The organism is Paenirhizobium selenitireducens ATCC BAA-1503 (genome assembly GCF_000518785.1).
Lineage (GTDB): Bacteria > Pseudomonadota > Alphaproteobacteria > Rhizobiales > Rhizobiaceae > Allorhizobium > Allorhizobium selenitireducens.
Map to the genome: position 1 here is coordinate 23,787 of NZ_JAEG01000011.1, position 11,641 is coordinate 35,427.

At 65.9% G+C, this 11,641-nt stretch carries 13 protein-coding genes; 2 read left to right on the forward strand and 11 right to left on the reverse strand.

Annotation, left to right across the window (positions count from 1 at the left end):
- Nucleotides 1-13 precede the first annotated feature (13 nt).
- The 6 genes from L867_RS0115950 to rplS all read right to left on the reverse strand — a co-directional run bounded on the left by L867_RS0115950 (nt 14) and on the right by rplS (nt 4,886).
- Nucleotides 14-772: an ABC transporter ATP-binding protein gene (locus tag L867_RS0115950; RefSeq protein WP_028737802.1), complete on the reverse strand. Its 759-nt coding sequence runs from the start codon at nt 770-772 to the stop codon at nt 14-16.
- Complete coding sequence (locus L867_RS0115955) at nt 769-1,833, reverse strand: FecCD family ABC transporter permease (protein ID WP_028737803.1); 1,065 nt, start codon at nt 1,831-1,833, stop codon at nt 769-771. Before L867_RS0115955 ends, L867_RS0115950 begins: the two co-directional genes overlap by 4 nt.
- The gene (locus L867_RS0115960) at nt 1,830-2,933 is read right to left on the reverse strand and encodes an ABC transporter substrate-binding protein (protein ID WP_028737804.1); all 1,104 of its coding nucleotides are present in this window, start codon (nt 2,931-2,933) and stop codon (nt 1,830-1,832) included. Before L867_RS0115960 ends, L867_RS0115955 begins: the two co-directional genes overlap by 4 nt.
- A 61-nt stretch (nt 2,934-2,994) precedes the next feature.
- The gene (locus tag L867_RS25535) at nt 2,995-3,672 is read right to left on the reverse strand and encodes a Crp/Fnr family transcriptional regulator (protein ID WP_051439039.1); all 678 of its coding nucleotides are present in this window, start codon (nt 3,670-3,672) and stop codon (nt 2,995-2,997) included.
- Between the two features lie 103 nt (nt 3,673-3,775).
- Entirely contained in the window at nt 3,776-4,168 is a 393-nt protein-coding gene (locus L867_RS0115970) for a DUF2946 family protein (protein WP_028737805.1), read from the reverse strand.
- A gap of 160 nt (nt 4,169-4,328) precedes the next feature.
- Nucleotides 4,329-4,886, reverse strand: a complete 558-nt coding sequence (gene rplS, locus L867_RS0115975) for a 50S ribosomal protein L19 (protein WP_028737806.1) — start codon at nt 4,884-4,886, stop codon at nt 4,329-4,331.
- Nucleotides 4,887-5,145: 259 nt separating this feature from the next.
- Between rplS and L867_RS0115980 the strand changes: the two genes are divergently transcribed.
- Nucleotides 5,146-5,892, forward strand: coding sequence for a sulfite exporter TauE/SafE family protein (locus L867_RS0115980; RefSeq protein ID WP_028737807.1), 747 nt, complete (start codon nt 5,146-5,148; stop codon nt 5,890-5,892).
- Nucleotides 5,893-6,003: 111 nt separating this feature from the next.
- Here L867_RS0115980 and trmD read toward each other — a convergent pair whose 3' ends face one another.
- The 5 genes from trmD to ffh form a co-directional block, all read right to left on the reverse strand.
- Nucleotides 6,004-6,678: a tRNA (guanosine(37)-N1)-methyltransferase TrmD gene (gene trmD, locus L867_RS0115985; protein ID WP_028737808.1), complete on the reverse strand. Its 675-nt coding sequence runs from the start codon at nt 6,676-6,678 to the stop codon at nt 6,004-6,006.
- Nucleotides 6,679-6,689: 11 nt separating this feature from the next.
- On the reverse strand, nt 6,690-7,268 hold the full coding sequence (gene rimM, locus L867_RS0115990; protein WP_028737809.1) for a ribosome maturation factor RimM: 579 nt from the start codon (nt 7,266-7,268) through the stop codon (nt 6,690-6,692).
- Nucleotides 7,269-7,391: 123 nt separating this feature from the next.
- Nucleotides 7,392-7,766 (reverse strand): 30S ribosomal protein S16, encoded by a 375-nt coding sequence (gene rpsP, locus L867_RS0115995; protein ID WP_028737810.1) that lies wholly within the window; start codon nt 7,764-7,766, stop codon nt 7,392-7,394.
- A 129-nt stretch (nt 7,767-7,895) separates the two neighbouring features.
- Nucleotides 7,896-8,216: a chorismate mutase gene (locus L867_RS0116000; protein WP_028737811.1), complete on the reverse strand. Its 321-nt coding sequence runs from the start codon at nt 8,214-8,216 to the stop codon at nt 7,896-7,898.
- A 10-nt stretch (nt 8,217-8,226) separates the two neighbouring features.
- The gene (gene ffh / locus L867_RS0116005; protein ID WP_028737812.1) at nt 8,227-9,792 is read right to left on the reverse strand and encodes a signal recognition particle protein; all 1,566 of its coding nucleotides are present in this window, start codon (nt 9,790-9,792) and stop codon (nt 8,227-8,229) included.
- A 310-nt stretch (nt 9,793-10,102) separates the two neighbouring features.
- Here ffh and L867_RS0116010 point away from each other — a divergent pair, with 310 nt between their 5' ends.
- Nucleotides 10,103-11,107, forward strand: coding sequence for an MBL fold metallo-hydrolase (locus L867_RS0116010; RefSeq protein WP_028737813.1), 1,005 nt, complete (start codon nt 10,103-10,105; stop codon nt 11,105-11,107).
- Nucleotides 11,108-11,641: the final 534 nt, after the last annotated feature.

Consider the following 11,641-nt stretch of genomic DNA (forward strand, 5'->3'; position numbering starts at 1 on the left):
TCATCCTCCGCGTCTACCGATCGGCGCTCGAATGCGGCACGACGACGGGCCGGCCGTTGCGGCAGGACAGCACCTCCGCCTCGATGCCGTAGACGGTGCGCAGCGCCTGCGGCGTGACGATCTCCTCGAAGACACCCATTCCCTCCAGCCTTCCGCCGTTCAGCAGAAGGATGCTGTCGCTGTGCCGGGCGGCGAGGTTGAGATCGTGGATGGCGATCAGCACCAGCGCGCCGGTGCGAGCGGCATAGTCGCTGAGCAGGTCGAACACCCGCATCTGGTGGCGGATGTCGAGCGCGCTCGTCGCCTCGTCGAGCAGCAACAGCCTCGGCTCGCGCAACAGCCGCTGCGCCAGCAGCACGAGCTGCTGCTGGCCGCCGGAAAGCGTCTGGATCGCCCGTCCGGCAAGCTCGGCAATGCCGAAGCGCTCCAGCATGTCCGATGCCGCCTGCAGCACCGCGTCGCCGACCCGCCAGCCCAGCCGCTCATGGCGCCCGAGCAGCACGACTTCGAGCACCGATAGCTCGGCCCGGACCTGGCACTGCTGCGGCATGAAGCCGATCGCGCGGATGTCGACCCGCCGTCCGCCCCAGGCGATATCGCCATCATAGGGCGCAAGGCCGGCAATGGCATTGAGCAGCGTCGACTTGCCGGCGCCGTTCGGTCCCACCAGCCCGACGATCTGCCCTGGCGCGAGCGAAGCGCTGACGTCATGAAGAATGCGGGTGCCGCCCCGCCGCACGCCGACATCGGCAAGAGTGAGTTGGTCGCTCATGCGATCCCCTTTCCGCCACGCCGGGCGATCACCGCAAACAACATGGGCACGCCGGCCACGGCCGTGATGATGCCGACCGGAATGACGGCCGCGGGCGAGATGAACTTGCCGAACACCGAGGCACCGACCAGGATGATCGCGCCGGTCACCGCCGACAGCGGCAAGGCGTAGCGGTGATCCTCGCCGACCAGCGTGCGCGCCACATGCGGCGCGATCAGGCCGACGAAACCGATCGTGCCGACGAAGCATACGGCAGCCGCCGTCAGCACGGCGACGATCAGGAAGGCCTCGCGGCGAACATGTTCGACCGACAGGCCGAGGCTCCGCGCATTGGCGTCACCGAGGCGAAGCGTCGTCAGCGCCCAGCAGCTGCGAAGCACCAGCGGCAGGCAGAAAACGAGGATCGAGCCGGTGACCGCGACGCTGGTCCAGCTCGCCTTCAAGAGGCTGCCGAACAGCCAGAAGACGATCTGCTGCAGCACTTCGGGCGAGGCGAGGAACTGCAGCAGCGACTGCAGAGACTGGAAGAAGAACAGCACGGCGATGCCGCCGAGAACGAGGATTTCCGGGCTCGCCCCGCGCAGGCGGGCGATGAAGTAGACAAGCCCGCAGGCGACAAGCGTCATGGCAAAGGCCATGGCCGGCACGACGACAAAGGACGGCAGCGGGATCAGCTCGCCGAACATGATGCCGAGGGCCGCGCCGAAGCCGGCCGCGGCGGAAAAGCCGAACGTGAACGGGCTTGCCAGCGGATTGGCCAGGATCGTCTGCATCTGCAGGCCGGCAAGGCCGAGGCAGGCGCCGACCAGCATACCCATCACGGTCTGCGGCATGCGCAGCTGCCAGAGGATTGTCGCCGTCATCCTGTCATCGCCGTTCGGCCCGGCTCGCAATCCCTGCCAGACGTCCGCGAGCGGCATGCCGGACGGGCCGGTCGTGAGATCGAGCAGCATGAGGGCGAGAAGGCAGGCCGCGGCGGCCAGCAGGGCGGCCACCCGACGCGATGCTGCGCGACGATAACCGTCGCGCAGGCTCTCCATATCGCTGGTGATCGCGGTCATTGGCCCGCGGCTTCATACGGCAGCACGAAAACGCCGTCCGCCTTGATCGGCAGCCAGGTGTCGTAGTAGTTGCGGATGTTGGCGGCCGGGTCGACGTCCTTGAACGCCTCCGGATAGAGCTGCTTGGCAATGTACTGCGCATAGACATAGTCCGACAGGGTGCGGGCACCGCCGTGATAGATCGCGTGTACGCCGCCATGCTGTACGGCCGGAAGCTCCGACCAGCCCGGACGGCCGAGATAGCCGGCCATGCGCTCGCGCGTCAGCTTCGGATCGGCGCCGAAGCCGACCTGCACGGACAACGGCTTGTTGACCCATTCGGAGCCGGCCAGGAAGATCAGGTCGGGCTTCTGCGCCAGCACGTATTCGGGGCTGAGCGGACCCCAGTTTTCCACCTGCCCCTTGGCGATGTTGATGCCGCCGAGCCTGTCGATCAGCGAACCCCACATGCCGTTGCCATAGGAATTGCCGACCTCGGATGCGCCCTTCTGGGCAAGCTCGACATAGACCTTCTTGGTCGTCGGTCCGGCCGCCTTGATGCGCGCGTCGATGTCGGCCATGGCTGTCTTGTAGTTGTCGGCGAGCCTGGTGGCGCGGTCTTCCGCCCCCATCACCTTGCCGAGCACTTCGGTGGAGAGCACATGCTTCTCGACCGTCTGGGCATTGTAGTCGAGCGTGACGACCGGAATGCCGGCGGCCTCGATCTGCTTCACCCCTTCGCCGAGCGCGTCATAGGACCAGGCGGCGAGGATGACGAGATCCGGCTTGGCGGCGATCACCTTTTCAATGGAGAAGGTCCCGTCCTCGGTATTGCCGACATCCGGGATCGAGGAAAGCTTCGGCAGCGCCGTCTCATAGGCGGCGAACTGGTTCGGACGCCAGTCCTTCCAGGTCGACAGCGACAGGGCGACGACCTTGTCCAGCGCCCCCGGGCCGGCGACGGCGAGGAAATCCTCGTAGTAGAAGCCGAGCACGACGCGCTCGGCCGGTTTTTCCAGCGTTACTTCGCGGCCCTTGACGTCGGTGACCTTGATTTCGGCAAGCGCCTGGCTTGCGGATGCGATGAGCCCGGCGGCAATGGCAATCAGGATCTTCTTCATGAACTGTGTTTCCTATGGTCCTTCAGGGAAAATTCTCTGGAACGTGCGGCATACGGCGGCTTCACGCCTGGGTGAGCGTCCGTGTTCCGGCGGCAATGTCGGCAAGGGCAGCGGGCTGCAGCAGGGTGACGATTTCAGGATGGCTGAATTCGATCAGGCCGGCACGCTTGAGACGGGTGAAACAGCGGCTGACGGTTTCCACCGTCAGGCCGAGCCAGTCGGCGAGTTCGCCGCGCGTCGGGTGAAGGTTGAAACAAACGGCCTCGCGCTTGCTGCGCGAGGGGCGGACGAACTGGCCGGCCAGGTCGAGGATGGCGGAAGCGACCCGCTCGGGCGCGGTCTTGCGGCCGAGCAGCGTCGCATGCGCCTGCGCCCGCAGCACCATCTCTTCGAGCGCCTGCTCGAGATCGCGGTGATCGACCTCGCCGACCGGCTCGAGCGTGACATAGCTCAGCGTGTCGGCGGAGCAGCGGTTGCGCTCACCCGCGCCGATGCCGAGCAGGCGCCCGGGTCCGACCATGTCGATGATCTGCCGCCGTCCGTCGGGCAGCGACTGGGAAAGGGCGACGCAGCCGTCGAGCACCCGGTATTGCGGCGCACGACCGTAACCCTGGAGAAAGACGGTGCTGCGGGGCGGGAGGTGCAGGGCATTGGCGCCGTGGCGCCGCCCGGTCTTGTCGGAAAGCAGGTGTGGCGGCAGGGCGCGTGCGTCCGCGGCCTTGAGGGTGAATTGCAGCATGACGAAATCCGGCGTTTCGACCGGTTGCGCATGCGGAATGCGTCTCTACCGGCCTCGATGAATGATTCCGGACGCAAGCGATGTCTCGCTCACGCAACCGGGCTCAGGCAAAGGCCGGATGGGGCGGCGCGCGGGGCGCGGCATTGGGAGGGAAGAGCTGGCGATAGAAGGCTTCCACGCGCGGCGGAAGCAGGACTTCGACGACTGCGGGAAGACGCTTGCCGGTGACATCCGCAGGCGCCGGCAACAGCACCGACGCGGAGATAAGGCAGGCCTCGCAATGGTTGAAGCCCGATTGCGCCTTGCCGTCGTCCATGTCGCCGGGCAGGCAGAGCTCCGGCACGCTGCCGTCGGGCAGGGTCATGGCCGCGACTTCCGCGGCGGAAAGAGCAGGAGAGGCGAAGGACGGGGCGCGATGGGAGAAACCGACGGCAAGCAGCGCGATCACGCACAAGGCGCGCACCACGACCTGCAATGTCGATCCCGAACGGCGCATTCGAAGTCCCCTCAACGAGGCAAGTGGTAGCAGTCCACGCAAAGCCTCGCAAGACCGGCCGCCGCGCCCCAGCGCCGCACCCGGGCCGCAGCTGGGGGCAAGAAACGAAAAAGGCGGCCCGAAGGCCGCCTCGTCCAAAAATCCCGTGAACGGGAATGTCTTATTCGGCAGAGCCTTCGGCAGGAGCAGCTTCGGCTGCAGCCGCAGCTTCGGCAGCGGCCTTGGCTTCAGCGGCTTCGGCGGCTGCCTTTTCGGCGGCCAGAGCCTGTGCTGCTGCGACCTTTTCAGCTTCCAGGCGTGCCTTTTCCTCGGCAACAGCGGCGCGCTCGGCGTCGTTCAGCTTGCGGGCGCGGGTGCTGGTGTTCTCGACGATACGAGCCGACTTGCCGCGACGATCGCGCAGGTAATAGAGCTTGGCGCGACGGACCTTACCGCGGCGAACGATTTCGACGCTTTCGACCAGCGGCGAGTAGACCGGGAATACGCGCTCGACGCCTTCGCCGTAGGAGATCTTGCGAACGGTGAAGCTCTCGTTGATACCGCCGCCCGAACGGGCGATGCAGACGCCTTCATAGGCCTGCACGCGGGTACGGGTGCCTTCCGTGACGCGGACGTTGACGCGCACGGTATCGCCGGCTTCGAACTTCGGCAGCGGCGCGCCGCGCTTGGCTTCGATCTTGGCGGCCTGTTCGGCTTCCAGTTGCTGAATGATGTTCATGTCTAACCTCTAGTTCTTCTGAAACAGCCAGAGCGCTCTTGCATCCATCGGTCAAAGCCTCCGGATTTTGCCTTGTAAGGCGCGAGCGGATACGCATGCTCTTTGTTTGTGGCAGACGGGCTTGGCCCATTTCCGACGCGGCCAATACACCAAAGCCTGGTGTTTGTCATCCCTTGCCGCGCATTTTTCTCCGATCCCCGCCATTGCGGTCCCGGCCATGAGCGAATAACCGTTCTCGACCACGGAGGAAAGCTTCAAGATGTCGATCGCCACCATTCTCCTGCTGTTCATCGCCGGCTTCCTCTCCGGCGTCGTCAATGCCATCGCCGGCGGGGGCACCTTTCTGACCTTCGGTGCCATGACGCTGGCCGGCCTGCCGCCGATCGCCGCCAACGCCACCTCGTCGATCACCCAGTTCCCCGGCTACATCACCTCGACGCTCGCCTACCGCCGCGAATTTTCCGGTCTGTGGAAGAGCGCCCTGGTCCTCGGGCTGGTATCGGCGCTCGGTGCGCTCGGCGGCGCGCTGTTCCTCATCTCCCTGTCCAATCCGGCCTTCCGCGCCATGGTGCCCTGGCTTCTGATCGCCGCCACCGCCGTCTTCGCCGCCGGGCCGAAGCTCCGCCCGAAACAGGCCGGCCAGAGCCATCCGGCCACCCCGCTCGGCCTGACCCTGCAGGCCGTGACCTCGTTCTACGGCGGATTCTTCGGCGCCGGCATGGGCATCATGATGCTCGCCTCGCTCGGGCTTGCCAGCGGCGGCGACTATCACCGGCTCAACGCGCTCAAGAATTTCCTGTCGATCGTCATTGCCGCCGTCGCCATCATCGTCTTCTCGACCGCCGGCGCGGTCTCCTGGCTGCATGCGGCGATCATGGTGCCGGCCGTGGCGCTCGGCGGCTATGCCGGCGTGGCGATCGCCCGCCGCGTGCCCCAGGCCCTGCTGCGCTGGCTGGTCGTGGCAGCCGGCCTCGGCCTTGCGATCTACTATTTCGTCACGGGGTGAGGAATGGTCGGCGAAGCCGGCGAAACGATCCAGCGAATCGTTTCGAATGACGAACGCCCTTAAGCCCAAGCGAAGGGCAGGGCTGGGTAACCGCAAGGTCGCCGCGGTGACCTACTTCAGCAGGTCCGGCCGCCGCTCGGCGGTCAGTTTTTTCGCCTCCTCATGGCGCCAGGCCTCGATCGCCGCGTGATTGCCCGAGGTCAGCACCGCCGGGATCTCGCGATCCTCGAACACCTGCGGCCGGGTATAGTGCGGATGCTCCAAGAGCCCGCCCTCGAAGCTTTCGTGCACGCCGGACAACTGGTTGCCCATCACGCCCGGCAGGATGCGCACCACGGCATCGAGCAGGGTGAGGGCTGCCGGCTCGCCGCCGGAGAGAATATAGTCGCCGATGGAAACTTCCTCGAGCCGGCGCGCCTCGATCACCCGCTGGTCGACGCCTTCGAAGCGGCCGCAGACGATGACGACCCCCTCGCCTTCGGCAAGTTCGCGCACCCTCTGCTGGGTGAGCGGCCGGCCGCGCGGACTCATCAGCAGGCGCGGGCGCCCGTCATCGGCGATCGAATCGATGGCGCGGGCGAGCACGTCGGGCCTGAGCACCATGCCGGCCCCGCCGCCCGACGGCGTGTCGTCGACGCTCCTGTGCTTGTCCAGGGCGAAATCGCGGATCTGCACCGCCTCCAGCGACCAGTCGCCGCGCTCCAGCGCCCGGCCGGCCAGCGCCTGGCCGAGATGGCCCGGAAACATGTCGGGATAGAGGGTCAGAATGCTTGCCTTGAACGCCATCGCGGCCGGGCTCACGAATTGTCCCGCGGCGGCTTTCCCTTGGCCCCGGCGCCATAGGGCTTGCCCTCGTCCTCGTCCTTCAGACCGGCTGCGGTCGGGTCGATCAGGATGCGGCCACCCTCAAGGTCGATCTCCAGCACGGCGGCCTCCGAGAACGGGATCAGCACCGGCCGCTTGCCCGGTCCTTTGAGCTCCAGGAGGTCGCCGGCGCCGAAATCATAGACCCCGGTCACCGCGCCGTAATGCTGGCCTTCGGCGTCATAGACCTCCAGCCCCTCGAGATCGGCATAGTAGAATTCGTCCTCGTCGAGCTCGTCGTCGGGCAGCGCATCGCGCTCGACATAGAGTTCCAGCCCGTTCAGCGCTTCGGCCGCATTGCGGTCGTTGATGCCGCGAAAGCGCACCACCACGACATTCTTCGCCTCGCGGATGTCGAGGATCTCGAACACGCGTCCGTCGGCGCTGCGCAGATGGCCGTATTCGCCGAGCGCCATCGGGTCGGCGGTGAAGGTCTTGACCCTGACCTCGCCGCGCAGGCCCTGCGCCGCACCGACCACGGCCATCAATACAGGATTTTCGAGTTTGCTCATCGCTTCGGTCTTTTCCGGTCGGCAAGGTTTGTCCTCGCCCTTTTACGGCGAAGTGCGGCAAATGGAAACGGAAAACGGGCGGCAGGAAACCCGCCGCCCGTCGATCATCGGAAAGGTCGAGGCTTATTCTGCGGCAGCTTCGGCAGCGGCGGCAGCGGCAGCGGCAGCCTTCATTTCGCGTTCCTTGATGCGCTCGACAGCCTTCTTGCCCGGCTTTGCCTTTTCCGGGTTGCTGCGGGCGTCGCGGGTGGTGATGCCGGCTTCAGCGAGGAAGCGCAGAACGCGGTCGGTCGGCTGTGCGCCCTTGACGAGCCATTCCTGGATGCGCTCGGCATTCAGTTCGACGCGCTTTTCATTGTCCTTGCCGAGCATCGGGTTCCACGAACCGACCTTTTCCAGGAAGCGGCCGTCGCGCGGCGAACGGGCGTCGGCGATGACGATCTGGTAGTAGGGGCGCTTCTTGGAACCGCCACGGGCGAGACGAATCTTGAGGGACATGGGTTTACTCCTTGGTTCTTGTTAGGGCCGCCTTCCGGCGGTCCGGGGGTTCTTGTCAGAGCCGCCTTCCGGCGGTCCGCGGTCTGGTCGGGCCGCCCTTCAGGCGGTCCGGGTTGGTCGGGATCGCCGTCAGGCGGTCTTTTCGGTAACGCCGCCGTGTTCGGCAGCAATGGCTTCATGATGCCGGATGACTTCGGTGATGATGAAGTTCAGGAACTTCTCGGCGAAATCCGGGTCCAGATGCGCATCCTGGGCCAGGTGGCGCAGACGGGCGATCTGGTATTCCTCGCGCGCCGGGTCGGCCGGCGGCAGATCGTACTTGGCCTTCAGCACGCCGACCGCCTTGGTGCAGCGGAAGCGTTCGGCCAGCATGTGGACCAGCGCCGCATCGATATTGTCGATCGACTGGCGATAGCCGGAAAGCTGTTCCTTGACGGATGCATCGGTCATCACAGCTTCCTCACTTCTTCTTCGGCAGGCCCGGCAGGCCGCCGAGACCGGGGAGTTTCGCGCCGCCGAGACCCGGCAGGCCGCCGCTGAGGCCGGGCAGGCCGCCCATGCCCGGCGGCGGCTTGAGGCCGGCGGCTTCGGCCTGCTTGGCCAACGCTTCGAGCTGCTTCGGGTCGAGGCTGGACAGGTCCGGCATGCCGCCCATTCCGCCCATGCCACCAAGACCCATCTTGCCGGCAAGGCCGCCCATCATCTGCTTCATCATGCCGCCGCCCTTCTTGCCGCCCATGGCCTTCATCATGTCGGCCATCTGGCGATGCATCTTCAGCAGCTTGTTGATCTCGGCGGCGTCCGTGCCGGAGCCGGCCGCAATGCGCTTCTTGCGGGAATGCTTCAGAATATCGGGATTGGTCCGCTCGGCCTTGGTCATCGACTGGATGATGGCGATCTGGCGGCCGAACAGCTTGTCGTTCAGGCCGGCGGCGGCCATCTTGTCCTTCATGCCGCCCATGCCGGGCATCAGGCCCATGATGCCGCCCATGCCGCCCATCTTCTGCATCTGGCGCAGCTGGTCTGCGAGGTCGTCGAGGTCGAACTTGCCCTTGGCCATCTTGGCGGCCATGGCAGCCGCCTTTTCGGCGTCGATGTTCTCCGCCGCCTTCTCGACGAGGCTGACGATGTCGCCCATGCCGAGAATGCGGTCGGCGATGCGCCGTGGATGGAACTCCTCGAGTTCCGTCATCTTCTCGCCGACGCCGATCAGCTTGATCGGCTTGCCGGTGACGGCGCGCATCGACAGCGCCGCACCGCCGCGGCCGTCGCCGTCCATGCGGGTCAGGACGAGACCGGTAATGCCGACGCGTTCGTCGAAATTGCGGGCGAGGTTGACGGCGTCCTGACCGGTCAGCGCATCGGCGACCAGCAGGATTTCATGCGGCTTCGCATTCTTCTTGATGTCGGCCATCTCGACCATCAAGGGCTCGTCGATATGCGTACGGCCGGCGGTGTCGAGGATGACCACGTCATGGCCGCCGAGCTTGGCGGCCTGCACGGCGCGGCTTGCAATGTCGGTCGGCGACTGGCCGGCGATGATCGGCAGCACGTCGATGCCGGTCTGGACCCCGAGCTGGCGCAGCTGTTCCTGGGCGGCCGGACGACGCGTGTCGAGCGAGGCCATCAGGACCTTCTTGCGCTCGCGGTCGGTCAGCCGCTTGGCGATCTTGCCGGTGGTGGTGGTCTTGCCCGAGCCCTGCAGGCCGACCATCATGATGACGACCGGGGCCACGGCATTCAGATCGACGCCGACGCCTTCGGAACCCAGCATTTCGACCAGCTCGTCATGGACGATCTTGACGACCATCTGCCCGGGCTTGATCGATTTCAGCACCGCCGCGCCGACGGCCTTCTCGCGGACCCGGTCGGTGAAGTTGCGCACGACCTCGAGCGCCACGTCGGCTTCCAGAAGCGCACGGCGCACCTCGCGCAGCGCGGCGGAAACATCGGCTTCCGACAAGGCGCCACGGCCGGTCAGTCCATTCAGAATGGAACCAAGGCGGTCCTGGAGGTTATCAAACATCGGCTCTTCCTTATCGTTTCGGATCCCCGAAACGTTGGTCTTTCCCGCGCTGAAAACAAGACGCAAAGCCAAAATGCACCCGAGGGCGCATCGCGCTGTCGGGTGTTGACCTCCGGGATCTCTTTATACCTTGACGGGTCCCGGTCGGCGGCTCGGAGTGCTTGTCTCTTCGCAGATTGGGGGCGATTAACAGCAAAGGGCCGGAAAAGTCAAGGCTGGCGGGCAAAAGCACGGATTCGGCGGGCCCGCACCTTCCCAAGTGCCGCGCGCGTCCCCAAATTGACCTCTCCCGCAACGGTCACGGTCGTCCATGTCAGCCAAGCCCGCCAATCCCTACTATACCGGCCCCGTCTCCGACCATTTCGACGGCAAGCGCTTTTTCAACCCGGAGGGCGTCGAGCCCGGCGGCATGCGCGACCTTCTCAAATGGCAGACCAACGGCAAGCGCGCCCGCTGGCCGAAACGCGTGGCGCATGGCCCCGCTTCGACGCCGCTGCGCGAGCGGGTCGACGGCGCCGACCTGCGCGTCACGATGATCGGCCACGCCACGCTGTTGATCCAGGTGGCCGGCCTCAACATCCTGACCGATCCGGTCTGGTCGAAGCGCGCCAGCCCCTTCTCCTTCGCCGGCCCGAAGCGGGTGGCAAAGCCGGGTATCGCCTTCGAGGACCTGCCGCCGATCGACATCGTGCTGGTCACCCACAATCACTACGACCATCTCGACCTGCCGACACTCGCCCGGCTCGTCGAGGAGCACGGGCCTCATATCGTCACCCCGCTCGGCAATGACACGATCATCCACCGCGCCCTGCCCGAGGCAAAAATCTCCGACATGGACTGGGGCGACCACCTGCAATACTGGGACAGCCTGTCGATCCATGCCGAGCCCTGCCACCACTGGTCGGCGCGGGGGATGAGGGACCGGCGCATGGCGCTCTGGGCCGCCTTCGTGCTGTCCACCCCGGCAGGCAAGATCTACCACATCGGCGACACCGGCTTTCACGACGGCATCAACTACCGCGCCGCCGCCGACCGGCACGGCGCCTTCCGCCTCGCCAACCTGCCGATCGGCGCCTACGAGCCGCGCTGGTTCATGAAGGGCCAGCACCAGAACCCGGCAGAAGCCGTCGAAGGCTTTCGCCTCTGCAACACCGCCCACGCCGTCGGCCACCATTTCGGCACCTTCCAGCTGACCGACGAGGCGATCGAGGCCCCGGTCGAGGACCTGTCACAGGCCCTCTCCGCCGCCGCCATCCCCCCCACCCGCTTCCGCGCTTTGCGCCCCGGCGAGGTTTTTGACGTGCCGGAGATCTGAGCGACTGCACCATTTCCGCCGCGATACGCAACCGCTCCTCTCCCCTTGTGGGAGAGGATAGTTCGCCCCAAGAGGCGTAGCCGATTGGCGCGGCGAACTTGGTGAGGGGGTATTTCGTTGCACCCTACGACACCCCCTCACCAACAAAATCTAACATTTAGCCTTCGGCTAAGCTGTTGATTTTGTAACCTCTCCCACAGGGGGAGAGGTGGCGCCACCGAAGCCGGCGCCGGCTCTGCGAGGACCCGACTGACCAGAGGAAGAAGGCTGCACCTTGGTCGCGAGACCAGAAACGGGGGACGAACTCCAGTAATTCTCTAACGAATTCAATATCACCACCGCGCGCATTTCCCCACCCCCTCGCCTCGCCCTAAACTGACCCCGTTCCGTCGCGGATACACCACAAGGCGTTGTGGCGAGGCGGAGCCGGCGCCGGGGGAAGAGGAAGGACGCGAGAGCCTTTCCCCGGGGTCCGCGGAAAATGGTCTCCCCCTGGCGACGTGGGGGCAAGGTTTTTGGGCTTTGGACGGCCCA